Origin of the sequence: Embleya sp. NPDC059237, from assembly GCF_042754105.1 — a bacterium.
Taxonomy (GTDB): domain Bacteria; phylum Actinomycetota; class Actinomycetes; order Streptomycetales; family Streptomycetaceae; genus Embleya.
Map to the genome: position 1 here is coordinate 1,470,766 of NZ_JBHZAE010000001.1, position 18,132 is coordinate 1,488,897.

Consider the following 18,132-nt stretch of genomic DNA (forward strand, 5'->3'; position numbering starts at 1 on the left):
CGCGGATGAGCCGAGCCCTCCGACACCGTCGACGAGCGCTGGAGAGTGGTAGGCATGGGTGAACCCCCGGTGACCGGTTCCGTGGTACGACGCGAGCCCCCGGACGACCCCGGACTCGTCGCCGCCGCCGCGCAGTCGCCAGGCGGCTCGGTCGCCGAGATCGACCCGACCTACGCCGACGACCCGAACGGATACGTGCCCGGCGAGGCGATCCGCGGCGCGTGGCTGGTCGGCCCCGACGGGGTGCTCACCGGGGAGTACCGGGAGAACCCGCACCACGGCCCGCCGCGGGACGACTTCGGCAGGCTGCTCGACCAGGACGCCTGGCTCGACTGGATCGGCGACGACCCGGCGGCCGCGCTGCGCGAAGCGGTCACCGACTGCTTCGCGGGTCAGGCCCCGGGCGCGACGCTGACCTGGATGAAGGTCCTCGAACCCCCACGCGCGGCCACCACCGGTCGGCCCGACCCGGACGACGAGCAGTACCTGATCCCCACCCGCACCGCGCTCGCCGTCTGCTTCGCCGCGCAGATCGAGGCGCCGGACCGGGAGCGGGCCACCGTGTGCGGCATCTTCACCTGGGCCGCGAGCGGCCTCGACCGCCCCGCCGAGCGCCGCGATCGGGTATGGCTCGACCTGGACGGGACCGACCTGGACCGGGCCGAGAAGCAGCTACCGCCCCGGATGTACGCCCTGGACGAGGAAACGCCCACCTGACCGGTCGCGCGCCGATCACCCCGCGACCGCCGACCACCCGACCGCCGACCACCCCGACCACCGGTCACCCCGCCTCGCGCAACCTCGGCTTCAACTGCCGGGCGATCGCCTCCGCCAACCCCGGCGGCACCGCGTTGCCGATCTGCCGCGCGATCTCGGTCTTGGACCCGCACCACACGAAGGTCTCCGGGAAGGACTGGAGCCGGGCCGCCTCGCGGTGCGTGATCGGCCGGTTGACCCGGTCGGCCGGGTCGTCCGGGTTCCATTGCGGGTGCAGATACTGGCCTTTCTCGGGCTTGTAGAACTCGGTCCGGATGGTCAGCGACGGGTGGCCCCAGCGCATCCGGCCCATCACATCCGTCGTGCCGGTCTTCTTGTTCCGCCAGCAGTCGGGAAGCAGATGGTCCGGGAGGTCGAACCGGCCGCCGCCGGGCGGCACGCAGTCGTAGCGCAGCAGCGAGCGCTCGGTCGGCGTGCGGCCCAGGTGCAGGTCGGCCTCCTTGAACACGCCGGGCACCGGGCGGCCGAAGAACTCGGTCTTCGACGTGGGCAGGCTGGTCGTCCCGGGCACGCGCGGCAGATCCGCGATCGCGTCCCGGACGGTGCTCCAGGGCAGCCGGCGGCCGGGCCCGTGGGTCGGCTCGGGCGCCTCGATCCGGCCGATCCGCGAGCCGATCACGATTGCCCGCTTGCGGCGCTGCGGAACGCCGTAGTCCACCGCCGGGAGCAGCGCATCGGTCAGTTCGTACCCCTCCAGGAGTCCGCCGGGCTGCGCCTCGGCGAGCAACAGCGCGAACTCGGCGGACTTCTGGAAGCGGTCCACGTTCTCGATCACGAACACCTTGGGCTTGGCCCGACGCACGAAGCGCAGGCATTCCTTCCAGAGCTTGTTGCGCGGATCCTCCACGTTGCGGCTGCCGAGGTTGGAGAAACCCTGGCAGGGCGGGCCGCCGATGATCACGTCGGCGCGCGGGATGTCCCGGTCCGGGATCTCCGCGATGTCGCCCCAGCGCATGTGCGCCTCGCCGAAGTTGGCGGCGTAGGTCGCGGCCGCGTGCAGGTTCCACTCGACCGCCATGACCGGCCGAAAGCCCTTCGCGGCGGCGAACCCGGACGTCATTCCACCGCAGCCCGCGAACAGGTCGATCATGGTGATGGGTCGTGCCATGCGGACAGGTTAGCCGGCCGCGCGCCTGGCGATCACCGCATCCCGAACCCTGGCCGCCGCGACGGCCGCGTCCTCGTGCTCCCAGACCCGCACGACCAACCAGCCGGCCTCGGCCATTCGCCGGTCGGTGTCCGCGTCGCGGGTGCGGTTTCCCTCGATCTTGGTCTTCCAGAACTCGGCGTTGCGCTTGGGCCAGGTCGCGTGCACCGGGCAGCCGTGCCAGAAGCAGCCGTCGACGTAGACGGCGACCTTGGCCGGGCCGAAGACGACGTCGGCCTCGCGGCGGATGCCCTTGAGCGGGCGGCGGTGCACCCGGTAGCGCAGTCCCATGCCGTGCAGGACGCGGCGCAGCGCGACCTCGACGTCGGTGTCCTTGCTGCGTTGGCGACTCATTCGGGCACGGGTCGCGTCGGTGGTGGTCAGGCTCGTCACGGGGACCATGGTGCACGCTCGCACCGTCATCGCGCGCGGCAACGGTGTTCAGGCCGGGTACGCACGCGCCTCGGTGGCCTTCACCGCCGCCCATACCGGCTTCCCGGGCGCGAGTTCGAGTTCGGCGACGGCCAGTGGCGTGACGTCGGCGAGCAGCGGCACCGGGCCGGTCAGCTCGACGCGCACCGTGTCGCCGTGCAGTTCCATGCCGTCCACCTCGACCTGCCACAGGTTGCGCGGGCTGCCGTCGGGGCGGCTGCGGTACAGCGTCACCGCCGACGGCGGGAAGGCCACGAACACCTCGGCCGCGTCCGGGAGTTCGGCGACCACCAGCCGCTGCCCGGCGGCCAGCTCGACGCCGCCGGCGGAGGTGGCGCCGCGGTACAGGTTCAGGCCGACCAAGCGGGCCACGTAGTCGGTGCGCGGATGCCGGGCCACCTCGGCCGGGGTGCCGTCCTGGACCGCGCGGCCCGCCTCGATCACGGTGAGCCGGTCGGCCAACACCATCGCGTCGAGCGGATCGTGGGTGATCACCACCGCGACGCCGTCGAAGTCGGCGAGGTGCCGGCGCAGCGTGGCGCGTATCTCCACCCTGGTGCGCGCGTCGAGGGCGGCCAGCGGCTCGTCCAGGAGCAGCAGCCGCGGGTGGGTGGCCAGTGCCCGGGCGAGGGCGACCCGCTGCGCCTGGCCGCCGGAGAGCCGACCCGGCTTGACGCCGGCGTGCTCGGCCAGGCCGACCCGCTCCAGCCACTCGGCCGCGGCGGCGCGCGCCTCGCGCCGGCCGACGCCCTGGCAGCGTAGGCCGAAGGCGACGTTGTCCAGCGCGGACAGGTGCGGGAAGAGCAGGTAGTCCTGGAACACCACGCCCACCGGTCGCCGCTCGGGCGGGGTGTAGCGGCGTCGGCCCGGATCCTCCAGGTCGACGCCGGCGAGCCGGGTGTGCCCGCCGCCCAGGGGGGTCAGGCCCGCCAGGGCGCGCAGCGCGGTGGTCTTGCCGGCGCCGTTGGGGCCGAGCAGCGCGACCACCTCGCCGGGCGCGGCGGTCAGGTGTACGTCCAGGCGGAACGCGTCGCGGGCGACCACGAGATGCGCGTCGAGACCGGAGGTCGCGTCGGGTGCCGGGTCGGGCGTCGCGTCGGGTGCTTCGTCGAGGCCGGTCACGACGTGGTCATCCAACGCTCGCGCAGCCCCGCCAGGATCAGCACGGACACCGCCAACAACACCAGGGAGAGCACGATCGCCGCCTCCGGATCGGTTTCGAGCGCGAGGTAGACGGCGAGCGGCATCGTCTGGGTCTTGCCCGGAAAGTTGCCGGCGAAGGTGATGGTGGCGCCGAACTCGCCGAGCGCGCGGGCCCACGCGAGTACCGCGCCCGCCGCCACGCCCGGGGCGATCAGCGGCAGGGTGACCCGGCGGAACGCGGTCCAGCGGGACGCGCCCAGCGTGGCCGCGGCCTCCTCGTACCGCGGATCCGCCGCCCGCAGCGCGCCCTCGACGCTGATCACCAGGAACGGCATCGCCACGAACGCCTCGGCCACGATCACCCCGGTGGTGGTGAACGGCAGCGTGTAGCCGAACGTGTCGTCCAGCCACTCGCCGACGATGCCCCGGCGGCCCAGCACCAGGAGCAGCGCCACACCGCCCACCACCGGCGGCAACACCAGCGGCAGGGTGACCAGCGCCCGGACCAGGCGCCGCCCGGGAAAGTCGGTACGGGCGAGCAGCCAGGCCAGCGGCACACCGAGCACGAGCACGATGCCGGTGGCCATGGTCGCGGTGAACAGCGAGAGCTTCAGCGCCTCGCGGACCTCGCCGCTGCCGAGTTGGCTCCCCAGGTCGCTCCACGGTGCCCGGATCAGCAGTCCGAGCAGCGGCAACACCAGGAACACCAGGCCGATCAGGCCGGGGACGAGCAGGGCCAGGGGCGCGCCGCCGCGGCGCGGACGTTCGGCCCGCACGCCGCGGCGGACCCGGGGAGAGCCGATCACGGGGCCTGGAAACCCGCCGCGGTCAGCGCGGTGCGGCCGGGCTCGGCCAGCACGAAGGCGACGAACGCCTTGGCCGCGTCGGCGTTGGGCGCCTTCGCGAGCGGGACGATCGGGTACGTGTTGACCGCCTGGGCGGATTCGGGGAAGTCCACGCCGACCACCTTGGCACCCGCGGCCTTGACGTCGGTGCGGTACACGAGCGCGGCGTCCACCTCGCCGAGGGTGAGCTTGGTCAGCGCGGCCTTGACGTCCTGTTCGAGCGTCGACGGCGTGAGCTTGACGCCGCCCGCGTCGAGCGCGGTCTTGGCGGCGGCGCCGCACGGGACCTGCGGGGCGCACTGGGCGACCTTGAGGCCGTCCCGCTTGAGGTCGGCGAGCGACTTGATGTTCTTCGGGTTGCCCGGCGCCACCGCGATCTGGAGGGTGTTCTTCGCGAACGCGGTGGGTGTGCCGTCGGCGCTCTTGCCGTCGGTGACGAGCTTCATGTTCTTCTCGTCGGCGGAGGCGAACACGTCGGCGGGCGCGCCCTGGTTGATGCTCGCGGCGAGCGCCGAGCTGCCTCCGTAGTTGAACTTGACGGTGACGCCGGGGTGGGCGGCCTCGAACTGCTTGCCCAGCGCGGTGAACGTCTCGGTCAGTGAGGCGGCGGCGAACACGGTGACGGTGCCCTTGAGCGGCTTGGCGTCGGCGGCGGGCGTGCTGCCGGGGGCCTGCGGGACGGCCTTGTCGCTCTTCTTCTCATCGTCGTCGCTGCCGCACGCGGCGAGGGTCACCATCGCCCCCGCGAGCAGCGTCGCCGCGATCGTCCGTCTGGCTCGCACCATCCCGATTGCGCCCACTGTGCCCACTCCCAGCTATTCGAGGGAGTGCTCGCGCGCGCCCTCGGTCCGCTCCACCATGACATTCGTCGACTTCACGACCGCGGTGGCGAGTACGCCGACCCGCAGGCCGAGTTCGTCCGCGGCCTCGGCGCTCATCAACGAGACCACCCGGTACGGCCCGGCCTGGATCTCGACCTGGGCCATCACCGTGTCCTTGCGGACGTCGGTGACGATGCCGCGGAAGCGGTTGCGCGCCGACGACCAGCCGAGCCGTTCGCTGTCCGCGCGGGCGTCGCCGGCAGCCGTCGAGCGGGCGAACGCGGCCAACGCCGCACCGTCCACCACCCGCCGGCCGTTCTCGTCCCGCCGCGCGTCGAGTCGACCGGAGTCCACCCATCGCCGCACCGTGTCCGCGCTCACACCGAGCAGAGCCGCCGCGTCACCGATCCCGAACGTGTTCACGGCCGGGATCCTAGCCACGCGCGCCTCTCCCGCAGAGCGAAGCCGATGTACGCAGGCGGCGGCGGGGCCGTCGCCTGCGGAGCGTCATCCTTGCAGATACCAGGATGTTTCCGCCATGGGCCTCGCAGATTCGATCCGACCGGCCGTCTGCGGCGGCGTCATGGTCGCTGTGTCGGACCCGGCCGGCAGGGTGGCGATCGTGCATCGAGACGACGTGTGGAACCTGATCGAGGAAGCCCGCCGGGCCGACCCCGACCCGAACGAACGCCTGCGCGTGTTGTGCGATCGGCTCTCGGGCCTTCCGCTGCCGGAGATCGTGGGCTTCCAGATCGGCCTGGACGAGGTGCGCCGGCCGCTGGACACGTGGGTGTCGTGGGCCGCCGCCGCGCGGATCATGGGTGGTTTCTGCTCCGACGACGGCTTCTGGTACTTCCAACCCTGGGTGATCGGCCTGGGCCGCGACGCCTACGAGCGGGTGGTCGCGAACCCGGACGCGCTCGCCGACCTGCCGGAGGTGCGGTGCCTGGCCGGCCGGCCGTTCGAATCCTGGTCCGACGCGGAATGGCCGCAGTGGGAGGAACTGGCCTACGTCGCCGAAGAGGCGTACGAGGCGCGAACGGGACAGGAGGACGGCCTGGAAAACGCCCTGGACGCCCTGGGCATCGACCTCCCGGCCGATCCGAACCCGCCGGACGACGGCCTCACCGACACCGCCCGAGCCCGACTCCTCCCCAGGCTCCACGCCCTCTTCCCCTGACCCGAGGCGGCGCGGCGGGCGACGGCATCGATCAACTGCACTCACTATCAAGGTAGTTGCGTAAACGCCGCCGGCGATGAACCAGGTGGACGGAGCCACGTCGCGGATGTCTTCGATCGACGATTCCCACGGGGCGGTGCCATGTCGATGCGTCGTGCATTGCGAGCGGCAACGGACCCGGCCACGGGGCGGGCGCCGACGCTAACGGCGGAGAATGGGCGCGAGGTCCTTCAGCCAGGCGTCACGCGCACTCGTCCACTCGGCCGCGCAGCCGGCGACGCGTTCCCGGGGGAGGAGGCTCGTGTTCGCCAGGTCGGGATTCCGGTCGGGGGCGGCGCCGTAGAGCCGGCAGAGGTGATCGGCGGCGCGCACGAGATCCGGTGCGTGTTCGTCCTTCGCATCGCGTTCGGCCCTGCCCGCCTCCGCCGCCGAAAGCCGATACTCCTCCACGGCCGCCCGCAACTGCTGCTCCCCGCCCACCCCTTGGCGTAGCAACATCAGCGCGGCGAACCGATCCGCTGCATCCTCCTCGGCCCGTTCGTCGAGGGGTAACCGCAGGACGTCGACGAGCGCGTGGCCGGCCTCGTGGTACAGGGTCTCCATCAGTACGGCGACGACCTCGTCATCGGCCGGCCGATGGCCACCACGCTCGAACAGGCCACGCTCGTCCGCGACGTCGTCGTAACACACCTCGATCTGACGGGTTTCGGGATCGTACGCGGAGCCCTCCCCACCACAGGAACGCCCGACGACGACGATCTCCCGCCCGGGGTCGACGAATGCCCCGAGCACCTCGACCGCCGCCTCCATGGGCCGTCGAGCACGCAGAAACTCCGCATCCCCCCGATCTGCGAAAGCCGGCTCCTCATAACGAACCACGAAGCCACCACCACGCCCCGGCACCGGAGCCGGCAAGCCCTTCGTGTCCGTAGGCCGAACCTCGTCCGCATCGCCCCCGGCCAAACCACACCCACCGACCAGGACAACCACGAAGAGCCCCACCCACACGCACCCGCGCCCACCCCAAGCCCGCATACGCCGAAGGTATACGCGCCACCCACCGAGCGGAGCGATCGTCGTGCGACGGGTGGGGCGGTGGTCAGAGCCAGGTGTATGTCTCGTCGGTCACCGGGGGCAGGGCGGCGTCGGTGGTGGGGGCATGTGGGGTGGGTAGGGCGGTGAGAGGTCCGGTGATCGGTGGGAAGACGGGGAGTTCGGCGGTTTCGCGGTAATCGATCCATACGATCGTGCCGACTTCGTGGCTTCCGTCGGGGAGTTCGTCCCGCTCGTGCGCCGCGAGGCGGGCGCGGATCTCGGGGGTGATGTGCAGACGGTGGAGCAGGTGGATTTTGCGTGGCGGCGGGGTGCGACCCGGGCGGCTGACGCGCTGGTCGAGGATCCACAACAGTTCGCCGCCCTCGGCCCGCTCTACGTCGAGGTCGAGTTCTTCGGCGAGTTCGCGGCGTAGAGCCGTCGTGAAATCCTCGCCGTCCTCGACGTTGCCGCCGGGCAGGACGTAGAGCGGGGAGCCGCAACGGTCACGTCGGATCAGGGCGATCTCGGCGCCGCAGAAGACGAGGGCGCCGACCCGGACCTTGATCCGGGAGAACGGGACCGCCGTCGGGTCCGGGAGCGGGGTGCGTGTCATGGCGCTCAGTATCGCGACTCGGCCCCCGGGACCCGGGCGGGCAGGCCCAGTTCATCGAAACGGCGCTTCCGGCGGAGAACGGCGTATCGCTCGCCGAAGCCCGCGTCCGGGCCCTGGTCCGACTCGGGCGCCCGCTCACTCCGGCCGATCTCGCCGCCCACGCGAACACCGGTGCCGCGCACCCTCACCGGCGTTCACGCGCGTGTGAGGCCGCCGACTTCCGCTCGGGCCGGAGCCGTGCCGCCCGCCGTCACCTCGAACTCCTCCGGCCGAATGCCCAACATCCGGCCCAGTTCGGCGCGGCCGGTCTCGGTGGCTCGGACCGCGCGGCCCGTGCCGACACGTTCGGTCCAGCCACGGGACAGGAACAGCCGGCACAGTTCGGCGCCGGCCGTGCCGGCCAGGTGGTGGCGGCGTTCGGTCCAGTCCAGGCAGGGGCGGGCCAGGGGGCGTTTGCCGGAGGTGGTGAGGTCGGCGCCGAGGTCCGTGAGCCAGGTCAGGCCCGCGTCGGTGATCGCGAAGCCGGCGTCCTGGCGGATCAGGTCCCGGGCGGTGAGCGCGTCGGTGATTGCCACGCCGAGCCGGCCGGCCAGGTGGTCATAGCAGGTACGCCCCCGGGCCAGGGCCGCGCCGGCCGAGTGCGCCCGCAGCGACGCCGCCGGCCGGGGGGTCGCCGGCGTCGTGTACGCGGCCAGATCCTCGACCATCCGCGCCACCCCCGCATCGGCCAACCGCACATACCGGTGCCGCCCCTGCCGCTCCTCGACCAGCAGGCCGCCCTCGACGAGGCGGGTCAGGTGCTCGCTGATCGTGGACGGCGCGACCCCGCAGTGCCGGGCCAACTCGCCGGCGGTCCAGGCCCGCCGATCCAGCAGGGCCAGGCACACCGCCGCCCGCGTCTCGTCCGCGAGCAACGCGGCGAGCGCGGCGAGGCGAGGCACCGAATCCGGATCGGAGGCACGTGCGATCGAGTCCATGCCGCCATCATCACCCCGGGACGCTTCGGCCCGGACCGAAGGGTTCGCCGCCGCAGACAGGCCGTGCGCGCGCCCGGCTCTGTCAGGATGGGGGCGTGTTCCTACCGCTCACGGGTGTCACCGTCGTCTCGCTCGAACAGGCCATCGCCGCGCCCTACGCCACGCGCCAACTGGCGGATCTCGGTGCCCGGGTGATCAAGATCGAGCGGCCCGGCGCGGGAGATTTCGCCCGGGCGTACGACGAGACCGTCGAGGGTTTGTCCAGCCACTTCGTCTGGGCCAATCGGGGGAAGGAAAGTCTGACGCTCGACGTGAAGGACGAGCGGGCGCCGGAGATTTTGGATCGACTGCTTGCCCGGGCCGATGTGTTCGTCCAGAACCTGGCTCCGGGCGCGGCCGATCGGCTCGGGCTCGGCGCGGCGGAATTGCGGGCCAGATTTCCCCGGCTGATCGTTTGCGGAATATCGGGTTATGGGACCGCGGGGCCCTATCGGGACAAGAAGGCGTACGACCTGCTCGTGCAGTGCGAGGCGGGACTGCTGTCGGTCACCGGTACCGCCGAGGAGCCGGCCAAGGCGGGGATTCCGATCGCCGACATCGCCGCCGCGATGTACGCGTTCACCGGATTGCTCACCGCGCTCTACGAGCGGCAACTCACCGGTGAGGGAAGCTCGTTCGAGGTTTCCATGCTCGACGCGCTCGGCGAGTGGATGGGGTTCCCGTACTACTTCGCGACCTACGGCGGCACACCCCCGCCGCGAACCGGGGCCCGGCATGCGGCGATCGCGCCCTACGGGCCGTACCGGGTGGGTGGCGGCGGGCAGGTTTTCGTGGGTGTGCAGAACGACCGGGAGTGGGCCGCGCTCTGCGAACGGGTGCTCGGGCGGCCGGAGTTGGTCGAGGATCCGGACTTTCGCAGCAATTCGTTGCGGGTCGCGGCCAACGAGCGGCTGACCGCGCTGATCGAGGCGGCCTTCGCGGACCGTACGGCCGACGAGATCGTGGCGAGCCTGGACGCGGTCGGCATCGCCAACGCCCGGATGCGTACCGTCGCCGAATTCGCCGACCACCCGCAACTCGCCGCCCGCGACCGACTGCGCACCGTCGACTCCCCGGCAGGCCCGCTGCGCGCCCTGCTGCCGCCGGTCACGGTGGCCGGCCGCGAGCCGGCGATGGGCCCGATCCCGGCGGTCGGCGAGCACACGGAGGCGATCCTCGCGGAGCTGGGGTTCACCGAGCCGAAGCCGAAGCCGGAACCGCAGCCGGAACCGCAGCCGGCACCCGAGCCGAAGGCGCCCCGCGAGTAGCCGACACGCGGTCCTCGATCGGAAATATTTCTCCGCCTCCCGAGCCCCGCGACATTTCCGTGCTAGCCTTGAGGCAGTTGCAGTAGTGGTTCCCATGAATTTTGTGAGCGCCTTACGGTCGTGACCGTCGGGCGCTTTTTGTTTATCCAGAACCGGATTCGTGTGAAGAGTGAATTGCTGTTGCGGCCTGTGGATGTGCATGTGTGCACGTCCGCATTCGGCACCACGAAGGAGATTTGTATGGCTACTGGAACCGTGAAGTGGTTCAACGCGGAAAAGGGCTTCGGCTTCATCCAGGCGGACGACGGCGGCCCGGATGTCTTCGCGCACTACTCGGCGATCCAGTCGCAGGGCTTCCGTGAGCTGACCGAAGGTCAGAAGGTCACCTACGACTCCGTGCAGGGCCAGAAGGGCCCGCAGGCGGAGAACATCACCGTCTGATCCGCGCCGCACCACCCACACGGCCCGTCCCTTCCCGGGGCGGGCCGTGTGTGCGTACCGGAGCGAACCCGCGCGTTGCATGATGCCCCCATGGCATACATCGGCAACGACGAGCACGTCGGCCGCATGCGCGTGATCCGTGCATGCGGCCGGATCCTGTCCGGGGCACGGCCCGCCACGGTCGCCGAGCGGCTGGCCCGGCTCGACGCCTACGCGCGGGAGAACGTCGACCCCGACGAATGGCCGGACACCTACGGCGACGGCGGCGCGGTCGCCCGCCTCGAGGCCCGGACCGCCGAGCTGCTCGGCACCGAGGCCGCGCTGCTCTTCCCCACCGGCACGATGGCCCAGCAGGTCGCGCTGCGCATCCACGCCGGAGCCACGGGATCCGACGTGGTCGGCATCCACCCCCGCGCCCACCCGCTGACCTACGAACGCGATGCGATCTCCGTCCTGTCCGGGCTCCGGCCGCTCGTGCTCGCCCAGGGGCCGGGGCAGATCACCGCCGACGACGTCCGGAGCAGCGCCGAGCGGTTCGGCACACTCTTCTACGAACTCCCGCTGCGCGACCACGGCTTCGTCCTGCCCGCCTGGGACGACCTGATCGCCGTCGTACAGGCCGCCCGGGATCGGGACGCCGCGCTGCACCTGGACGGCGCCCGGCTGTGGGAGAGCGCCACCGGGCTCGGACACGGGTTGACCGAGATCGTCGACCTGTTCGATTCGGTGTACGTGTCCTATTACAAGGGTCTCGGCGCGAGCGCAGGGGCCGCTCTCGCGGGCGACGCCGAGCTGATCGAGGAGGCGCACGCGTGGCGCCACCGCTACGGCGGGCGACCGTTCCAGGCCTGGCCGATGGCGCTGGAGGCGCTGGCCGCGCTCACCGAGACCCTGCCCCGGCTGGCGACCTGCGTCGGGCATGCCGCGACGGTGGCGGCCGGCCTCGCCCGGGTGCCGCAGACCCGGGTGTTCCCGGCTGTCCCGCATACCCACCAGTTCCAGGCGTGGCTGCCGTACCCGGCCGAACTGCTCAACCGGGTGAACGTCGAGTACGCCGTCGAGCGTGGCGTGTGGCTCACCGGCCGCTGGACCGAGCCCGGGCTGCCGGGCCTGTCGTACACGGAGATCACCGTCGCCGAACCCGCCCTGGAGTGGACCGAGGACGAGGTCGCCGACGAGTTCGGCGCGTTCGTGGAGCGGGTTCGCAAGAGCGGCTGAGCGCGGGCGCGGCGGGCGAGCCGACCGGCGGCCGTCGGTGACATGTGTCACCCCCGCCGCCCACGCCGATCCGGGCATGTTGCGTCAAGGCGGGCCACTGAGCAATGCTGGCCCCGCGCCGGCCCTACCGGCGCGGGGAGGGCGTGGCAGGAACCCGGTGTGATCCCGGGACGGTCCCGCCACTGTGACCGGCTCCGCCGTACGACGTCGACCGACGTCGACCATGGCGCGACCGGGAGTCAGGAACTGCGCGTCTCACCCCGAGTCCGATGGGGCGCGGACCCCGGAGAGGCGCTTTCAGGTGACGATTTTGTCCTGCCGGCGTTCTTGCACACCCAGCCGACGTACACCCAGCCGACGTATACCCGGCGGCCACACGCCCGCCCACCCCACGCCCGGCGGCCACACGCCCCGCCGGTCGGCCCGCGGCATCGTCCCCGCCGGAGGCTCCCGGTGATCCTCCTCCTCTCCACCTCCGACACCGACCTGCTCAGCGCCAAGGCGAGCGAGGGCGACTGGCGCCTGGCCAACCCCTCCCGGGTCGACGTGGCGGACCTGCCCGCGCTCCTCGACGGCACCGACCTCGTCGTGGTCCGCCTGCTCGGCGGCCGACGCGCCTGGGAGGCGGGCCTGGACGCGCTGCTCGCCGGACCGCGCCCGGTGGTCGTGGTCAGCGGCGAACTCGCCGCCGACGCGGCGCTGATGGAACTGGCCACGGTGCCCGCCGGGGTGAGCGCGCAGGCGCACGCCTACCTCGCCCAGGGCGGCCCGGCCAACCTGACCCAGCTGTACCGCTTCCTGTCCGACACGCTGCTGCTCACCGGCTTCGGCTTCGAGCCGCCCGTCGAGGTGCCCTCCTGGGGCCGGCTCGACCGCACGGCGTCCGCCGGCGACGGTCCGGCGGTGGGCGTGCTGTACTACCGCGCGCACCACCTGGCCGGGAACACCGCGTTCGTGGCCGACCTGTGCACGGCGATCGAGAACGCGGGCGGCCGTCCGGTACCGATCTGGTGCGCCTCGCTGCGCGGCGCCGACGAGTCGTTGTTCGCCGCGCTCGGCGAATTGGACGCACTCCTGGTCACCGTGCTCGCGGCGGGCGGCGCCGGTGGGGCCAAGCCCGCCGAGGTGTCCGCGGGCGGCGACGACGAGCAGTGGGACGTCGGCGCGCTGGCCGGACTCGACATCACCATCCTCCAGGCGCTCAACCTGACCACCAGCCGGGCCGAGTGGGAGGCCGGCGACGCGGGCCTGTCGCCGCTGGACGCGGCCACCCAGGTGGCCGTACCCGAGTTCGACGGCCGGCTGATCACCGTCCCGTTCTCGTTCAAGGAGACCGGCGCGGACGGCCTCACCCACTACGCGGCCGACCCCGAACGGGCCGCCCGGGTGGCCGGGATCGCGGTACGACACGCCCTGCTCCGGCACGTACCGGCCGCGGAGCGGCGGGTCGGCGTGGTGCTCTCCGCGTACCCGACCAAACACTCCCGGATCGGCAACGCCGTCGGCCTGGACACCCCCGCCTCGGCGGTTGCGCTGCTGCGCGCGATGCGCGCGGCCGGCTACGACGTCGGCGCGCCGGCCGGTGCCGACGCGCTGCCCGGCCTGGAACCCCCGGACGGCGACGCGCTGATCCACGCGCTGATCGCGGCCGGTGGCCAGGACCCCGAGTGGTTGACGGAGGGTCAACTCGAAGGCAACCCGGTCCGGATCTCCGCCGCCGCCTACCGCGAGCGCTACGCCACCCTGCCGCTGGGGCTGCGCGCAAACATCGAGGAGCACTGGGGCCCGCCGCCCGGCGAGCTGTACGTGGACCATTCGCGCGATCCGGAGGGCGAGATCGTGCTCGCCGCACTGCGCGCGGGCAACGTCATCCTGATCATCCAGCCGCCGCGCGGCTTCGGCGAGAACCCGGTCGCCATCTACCACGACCCGGACCTGCCGCCGAGCCACCACTACCTGGCCGCCTACTGGTGGCTGGACGCGCCCGCCGGGCCGGGCGGCTTCGGCGCACACGCCCTGGTACATCTGGGCAAGCACGGCACGTTGGAGTGGCTGCCGGGCAAGAACCTGGGGTTGTCCGCGGAGTGCGGTCCCGACGCGGTGCTGGGCGATCTGCCGCTGGTGTACCCGTTCCTGGTCAACGACCCGGGCGAGGGCGCGCAGGCCAAGCGGCGCGCGCACGCGATCATCGTCGACCACCTCGTGCCGCCGATGGCGCGCGCCGAGACGTACGGCGACCTGACCCGGCTCGAACAACTGCTCGACGAATACGCCAACGTGCAGGCGCTCGACCCCGCCAAGGGCCCGGCCCTGCAGAGCCAGATCTGGACGCTGATCCAGGCCACCAAGCTGGACCACGACCTGGGCATCACCGACCGGCCGCACGAGGCCGAGTTCGACGACCTGATCCTGCACCTGGACGGGTGGCTGTGCGAGGTCAAGGACGCGCAGATCCGCGAGGGCCTGCACATCCTGGGCAGCGCGCCCACCGGCGAGGGCCGGATCAACCTGGTCACCGCAATGTTGCGGGCGCGTCAGGTGTGGGGCGGACGGGCCGCCGCGCTGCCGGGGTTGCGCGAATCCCTCGGCCTGGTCGAGGGCGGCGGCGCCTCGCGCACCGAGACCGACGACGCCGAGGACCGGGCGCACCGGCTGGTCGCGGCGATGGAGGCGGCCGACTGGGACCCGACCCGGGCGCCGGCCGTCACCGCCGAGGTGTTGGGCGGCGAATCGCCCGCCGTCGCCGAGGTGTTGGCGTTCGCGGCGACCGAGATCGTGCCGCGCCTGGACCGCACCGGGGACGAGATCGGCGCGGTGCTGCACGCCCTGGAGGGCGGCTACGTCGCGGCCGGGCCCAGCGGTTCGCCGCTGCGCGGACTGGTCAACGTGCTGCCGACCGGCCGCAACTTCTACACCGTGGACCCGAAGGCGATCCCCAGCCGACTGGCCTGGGAGACCGGACAGGCGCTCGCCGACTCGCTGTTGGCCCGCTACCGCGCCGACAACGACGGGAACTGGCCGCGCTCGGTCGGCCTTTCGGTCTGGGGCACCAGCGCGATGCGGACCAGCGGCGACGACATCGCCGAGGTCTTGGCGCTGCTCGGCGTGCGGCCGATCTGGGACGACGCGTCACGCCGGGTGACCGGGATCGAGACGATCCCGCCCGCCGAACTGGGCCGCCCGCGCGTGGACGTGACGGTGCGTATCTCCGGCTTCTTCCGGGACGCCTTCCCGCACGTGGTGTTGCTGCTCGACGACGCTGTGCGGCTGGCCGCGGAGGCGGAGGAGCCGGACGAGGACAACTACGTCCGGGCACACGTGCGGGCGGACGTCGCGCGGCACGGCGACGCGCGGCGCGCCACCACGCGCGTGTTCGGCTCGCGCCCGGGCGCGTACGGCGCGGGCCTGCTGCCGCTGATCGACGCGCGCACCTGGCGCGACGACGCGGACCTGGCCGAGGTGTACGCGACGTGGGGCGGCTACGCCTACGGTCGGGGCCTGGACGGGGTGTTCGCGCGCGAGGACATGGAGGACGCGTACCGCAGGATCGCGGTCGCGGCCAAGAACACCGACACGCGCGAGCACGACATCGCCGACTCGGACGACTACTTCCAGTACCACGGCGGCATGGTCGCCGCGGTGCGCGCGCTGACCGGGACCGCGCCGGCGGCCTACATCGGCGACTCGACCATGCCCGACGCGGTCCGCACCCGCACCCTCCAGCAGGAGACCGCCCGGGTGTTCCGCGCCCGGGTGGTCAATCCGCGCTGGATCGAGGCGATGCGCAAGCACGGCTACAAGGGCGCGTTCGAGCTGGCGGCCACCGTGGACTACCTGTTCGGCTACGACGCCACCACCGGCGTGGTGGCGGACTGGATGTACGAGAAGCTCGCGGGCGAATACGTCCTGGACGAGACCAACCGCGAGTTCATGCGCACGTCCAACCCGTGGGCGCTGCGCGGGATCGCCGAGCGGCTCCTGGAGGCGGCCGACCGGGGCATGTGGGAGAAGCCGGAGGCGGCCACGCTCGACGGGCTGCGCGAGGTGTACCTGGATGTCGAGGGCGATCTCGAAGGCGGCGAGGACGCGGGGGATGGCTGACGGGAATCCCGCGTCGTGGCCGGTGTCGGACGCGGTGTCCCTGGCGGGGGCACCGTTCACCGGCACCGGCACCGGCACCGGCACCGGTCCGGTGTCCGTGGTCGGGATCGGGGACGACGGGTGGGTCGGACTGTCCGAGGCAGCACGGGCGTTGGTGGGCGACGCCGAGGTAGTGGTCGGCGGCGCACGGCATTTGGCGATGGTGCCCGACACCGGATCCGAGCGGGTCGTGTGGCCGTCGCCGTTCCAGGTGGGCTTCGTCGCCCACCTGGCGGCGTCCCGGCGGGTGTGTGTACTGGCCAGTGGCGACCCGATGTTCTTCGGCGTCGGGGCCACGCTGGTCCGGAGGTTGGGCGCCGATCGGGTCACCGTGCTGCCGGCGGCGTCGTCGGCGTCGTTGGCCTGCGCGCGGCTCGGCTGGTCGACGCAGGCCGTGGCGGTGGTCAGCGCGGTGGGCCGACCGCTCGACACCCTGTCCGCCGAACTGGCCACGGACCGGCGGGTGTTGGTACTCAGCGCGGATGGGCTGACCCCCGGGCGGGCGGCGGCGCTGCTGGTGGCGCGCGGCTTCGGTACGAGCGAGGTCACCGTGCTGGAACACCTGGGCGGCCCGGCCGAGTCGATGTGGCGCGGCACCGCGGACGCGCTCGCGGCGGCTCCCGAGCGGCACTTCGCGGACCTGAACGTGGTCGCGGTCGAGTGCGGGCCCGGGCCGGGACTGAGCCGGCTGGCCGGCCTGCCGGACGACGTCTACGTGCACGACGGGCAGTTGACCAAACGCGAGATCCGGGCGGTCACCCTGGCCGCCCTCGGGCCGCGCCCCGGGGAACTGCTCTGGGACGTCGGCGCGGGCAGCGGCAGCATCGGGATCGAATGGATGCGCACGCACCCGTCGTGCCGGGCGATCGGCTTCGAGGCGCGCGCGGATCGGGCCGAGCGGGCCGCGGCCAACGCGGTCGCGCTCGGTGTACCGGGCCTGCGGATCGTGCGCGGCCGGGCGCCGGAGGTGCTCCCGGCGGACGAGGCGGACGAGGCCCCGGACGCCGTCTTCGTCGGCGGCGGGCTGACCGTGCCGGGCGTGGTCGACCGTTGCTGGTCCGCGCTGCGTCCCGGAGGCCGGTTGGTCGCCAATGCCGTGGTCGCCGAGACCGAGGCCGAACTGGTCCGCCATCGTGCCGCGTACGGCGGGGAGTTGACCCGGCTGCAGATCACCAGAGCCACCCCGGTGGGTCGTTTCACCGGATGGCGACCGGCGATGCCGGTCACCCAATGGGTGGCCGTCAAGCCGGTCGGCCCCGAACCAGGAGTAACCCACCCATGACCGTGCACTTCATCGGCGCCGGCCCCGGCGCCGCCGACCTGATCACGGTGCGGGGGCTGCGCATCATCGCCGCGTCGCCGGTGTGCCTGTACGCGGGCGCGCTCGTCCCGCGCGAACTGGTCGAGGCCGCACCGCCCGGCGCCCGCCTCGTGGACACCGCCGACCTGAACCTGGATCAGATCGTCGAGGAACTGCGGGCGGCGCACGCCGCCGGGCACGACGTGGCCCGCCTCCAGTCGGGAGACACCTCGTTCTTCAGTGCGGTGGCCGAGCAGCAGCGCCGCCTCGACGCGCTCGGCATCCCGTGGGACATCACCCCGGGCGTACCGGCGTTCGCCGCCGCGGCGGCGGCCATGGGCCGGGAGTTGACGCTGCCGACGGTGGGGCAGACGGTGATCCTGACCCGCGTCGCGGGCAACGCGACGGCCATGCCGCCCGGCGAGGACCTGGCCACCCTCGGCCGCTCCGGCGCGCTGCTCGTGCTGCACCTGGCGATCGGTCAAGTCGAGCGTGTGGTGGCAGAGTTGACCCCGCTGTACGGCCCGGACTGCCCGGTCGCGGTGGTTGCCCGCGCGTCGCGACCCGACGAGCTGATCGTGCGCGGCGAACTGGCCGACCTGGTGTCGCTGGTGCGCGACAACGGGATCAGGGCGGTGGCGGTCATCATGGTCGGCCGCGTGCTGGGCGAACCGGGCTTTTGCGACAGCCACCTGTACAGCGAGGCGCGCGATCGGGCGGTCGCGTCGCAGCCGGCCGGATGAACGGGCGGGCGCC

General features: G+C 72.6%; 17 protein-coding genes and 1 riboswitch. Of the genes, 8 read left to right on the forward strand and 9 right to left on the reverse strand.

What is annotated here, in order from left to right; all coding sequences use genetic code 11:
• Window positions 1-54 precede the first annotated feature (54 nt).
• Complete coding sequence (locus tag ACFXKZ_RS06390; RefSeq protein WP_379996977.1) at window positions 55-717, forward strand: hypothetical protein; 663 nt, start codon at window positions 55-57, stop codon at window positions 715-717.
• Between the two features lie 64 nt (window positions 718-781).
• On the opposite strand, the gene ACFXKZ_RS06395 is transcribed toward ACFXKZ_RS06390, so the two are convergent.
• Genes ACFXKZ_RS06395 through ACFXKZ_RS06420 form a run of 6 tightly spaced genes read right to left on the reverse strand, consistent with a single transcriptional unit; the run spans window position 782 to window position 5,588 of the window.
• Window positions 782-1,885: a DNA cytosine methyltransferase gene (locus ACFXKZ_RS06395; RefSeq protein WP_379996979.1), complete on the reverse strand. Its 1,104-nt coding sequence runs from the start codon at window positions 1,883-1,885 to the stop codon at window positions 782-784.
• 9 nt (window positions 1,886-1,894) lie between these two features.
• Window positions 1,895-2,326, reverse strand: a complete 432-nt coding sequence (locus ACFXKZ_RS06400) for a very short patch repair endonuclease (protein ID WP_379996980.1) — start codon at window positions 2,324-2,326, stop codon at window positions 1,895-1,897.
• Between the two features lie 39 nt (window positions 2,327-2,365).
• A complete protein-coding gene (locus ACFXKZ_RS06405; protein ID WP_379996982.1) occupies window positions 2,366-3,478 on the reverse strand; it encodes an ABC transporter ATP-binding protein in 1,113 nt (370 codons plus the stop codon).
• Complete coding sequence (locus ACFXKZ_RS06410) at window positions 3,475-4,305, reverse strand: ABC transporter permease (protein ID WP_379996984.1); 831 nt, start codon at window positions 4,303-4,305, stop codon at window positions 3,475-3,477. Before ACFXKZ_RS06410 ends, ACFXKZ_RS06405 begins: the two co-directional genes overlap by 4 nt.
• Window positions 4,302-5,129, reverse strand: a complete 828-nt coding sequence (modA, locus tag ACFXKZ_RS06415; protein ID WP_379996986.1) for a molybdate ABC transporter substrate-binding protein — start codon at window positions 5,127-5,129, stop codon at window positions 4,302-4,304. The genes ACFXKZ_RS06410 and modA overlap by 4 nt, the downstream gene beginning before the upstream one ends.
• 30 nt (window positions 5,130-5,159) lie before the next feature.
• Window positions 5,160-5,588 carry a molybdopterin-binding protein gene (locus ACFXKZ_RS06420; protein ID WP_078974592.1) on the reverse strand — a complete coding sequence of 143 codons (429 nt, stop codon included), beginning with the start codon at window positions 5,586-5,588 and terminating at the stop codon, window positions 5,160-5,162.
• A 115-nt stretch (window positions 5,589-5,703) separates the two neighbouring features.
• Here ACFXKZ_RS06420 and ACFXKZ_RS06425 point away from each other — a divergent pair, with 115 nt between their 5' ends.
• Complete coding sequence (locus ACFXKZ_RS06425) at window positions 5,704-6,345, forward strand: DUF4240 domain-containing protein (RefSeq protein WP_379996987.1); 642 nt, start codon at window positions 5,704-5,706, stop codon at window positions 6,343-6,345.
• Between the two features lie 201 nt (window positions 6,346-6,546).
• Here the strand turns inward: ACFXKZ_RS06425 and ACFXKZ_RS06430 are convergent, their stop codons facing one another.
• The 3 genes from ACFXKZ_RS06430 to ACFXKZ_RS06440 form a co-directional block, all read right to left on the reverse strand.
• Entirely contained in the window at window positions 6,547-7,380 is an 834-nt protein-coding gene (locus tag ACFXKZ_RS06430; protein WP_379996989.1) for a DUF4344 domain-containing metallopeptidase, read from the reverse strand.
• Between the two features lie 64 nt (window positions 7,381-7,444).
• Window positions 7,445-7,993, reverse strand: coding sequence for an NUDIX hydrolase (locus ACFXKZ_RS06435; protein ID WP_379996991.1), 549 nt, complete (start codon window positions 7,991-7,993; stop codon window positions 7,445-7,447).
• Between the two features lie 194 nt (window positions 7,994-8,187).
• The gene (locus ACFXKZ_RS06440; RefSeq protein ID WP_379996993.1) at window positions 8,188-8,970 is read right to left on the reverse strand and encodes an ArsR/SmtB family transcription factor; all 783 of its coding nucleotides are present in this window, start codon (window positions 8,968-8,970) and stop codon (window positions 8,188-8,190) included.
• A 95-nt stretch (window positions 8,971-9,065) separates the two neighbouring features.
• On the opposite strand from ACFXKZ_RS06440, the gene ACFXKZ_RS06445 reads away from it, so the two are divergent.
• From ACFXKZ_RS06445 to cobM, 6 genes are all read left to right on the forward strand, one after another.
• Window positions 9,066-10,277, forward strand: a complete 1,212-nt coding sequence (locus ACFXKZ_RS06445) for a CaiB/BaiF CoA transferase family protein (RefSeq protein ID WP_379996995.1) — start codon at window positions 9,066-9,068, stop codon at window positions 10,275-10,277.
• A 240-nt stretch (window positions 10,278-10,517) separates the two neighbouring features.
• Complete coding sequence (locus ACFXKZ_RS06450; RefSeq protein WP_379996997.1) at window positions 10,518-10,718, forward strand: cold-shock protein; 201 nt, start codon at window positions 10,518-10,520, stop codon at window positions 10,716-10,718.
• Between the two features lie 90 nt (window positions 10,719-10,808).
• Entirely contained in the window at window positions 10,809-11,936 is a 1,128-nt protein-coding gene (locus ACFXKZ_RS06455) for a threonine aldolase family protein (protein ID WP_379996999.1), read from the forward strand.
• Between the two features lie 147 nt (window positions 11,937-12,083).
• Window positions 12,084-12,185, forward strand: a riboswitch (cobalamin riboswitch).
• 204 nt (window positions 12,186-12,389) lie between these two features.
• Window positions 12,390-16,037 (forward strand): cobaltochelatase subunit CobN, encoded by a 3,648-nt coding sequence (gene cobN, locus ACFXKZ_RS06460; RefSeq protein ID WP_379997001.1) that lies wholly within the window; start codon window positions 12,390-12,392, stop codon window positions 16,035-16,037.
• Window positions 16,030-17,358 (forward strand): precorrin-6y C5,15-methyltransferase (decarboxylating) subunit CbiE, encoded by a 1,329-nt coding sequence (gene cbiE / locus ACFXKZ_RS06465; protein ID WP_379997003.1) that lies wholly within the window; start codon window positions 16,030-16,032, stop codon window positions 17,356-17,358. The genes cobN and cbiE overlap by 8 nt, the downstream gene beginning before the upstream one ends.
• Complete coding sequence (gene cobM / locus ACFXKZ_RS06470; RefSeq protein WP_379997005.1) at window positions 17,355-18,119, forward strand: precorrin-4 C(11)-methyltransferase; 765 nt, start codon at window positions 17,355-17,357, stop codon at window positions 18,117-18,119. Before cbiE ends, cobM begins: the two co-directional genes overlap by 4 nt.
• Window positions 18,120-18,132: the final 13 nt, after the last annotated feature.

Excerpts from the sequence above, each read along its gene's own strand:
- ACFXKZ_RS06390 (WP_379996977.1), top strand. The coding sequence starts at position 55 with ATGGGTGAACCCCCGGTGACCGGTTCCGTGGTACGACGCGAGCCCCCG.
- ACFXKZ_RS06395 (WP_379996979.1), bottom strand. The coding sequence starts at position 1,885 with ATGGCACGACCCATCACCATGATCGACCTGTTCGCGGGCTGCGGTGGA.
- ACFXKZ_RS06400 (WP_379996980.1), bottom strand. The coding sequence starts at position 2,326 with ATGGTCCCCGTGACGAGCCTGACCACCACCGACGCGACCCGTGCCCGA.
- modA (WP_379996986.1), bottom strand. The coding sequence starts at position 5,129 with ATGGTGCGAGCCAGACGGACGATCGCGGCGACGCTGCTCGCGGGGGCG.
- ACFXKZ_RS06425 (WP_379996987.1), top strand. The coding sequence starts at position 5,704 with ATGGGCCTCGCAGATTCGATCCGACCGGCCGTCTGCGGCGGCGTCATG.
- ACFXKZ_RS06430 (WP_379996989.1), bottom strand. The coding sequence starts at position 7,380 with ATGCGGGCTTGGGGTGGGCGCGGGTGCGTGTGGGTGGGGCTCTTCGTG.
- ACFXKZ_RS06435 (WP_379996991.1), bottom strand. The coding sequence starts at position 7,993 with ATGACACGCACCCCGCTCCCGGACCCGACGGCGGTCCCGTTCTCCCGG.
- ACFXKZ_RS06440 (WP_379996993.1), bottom strand. The coding sequence starts at position 8,970 with ATGGACTCGATCGCACGTGCCTCCGATCCGGATTCGGTGCCTCGCCTC.
- ACFXKZ_RS06450 (WP_379996997.1), top strand. The coding sequence starts at position 10,518 with ATGGCTACTGGAACCGTGAAGTGGTTCAACGCGGAAAAGGGCTTCGGC.
- ACFXKZ_RS06455 (WP_379996999.1), top strand. The coding sequence starts at position 10,809 with ATGGCATACATCGGCAACGACGAGCACGTCGGCCGCATGCGCGTGATC.
- cbiE (WP_379997003.1), top strand. The coding sequence starts at position 16,030 with ATGGCTGACGGGAATCCCGCGTCGTGGCCGGTGTCGGACGCGGTGTCC.
- cobM (WP_379997005.1), top strand. The coding sequence starts at position 17,355 with ATGACCGTGCACTTCATCGGCGCCGGCCCCGGCGCCGCCGACCTGATC.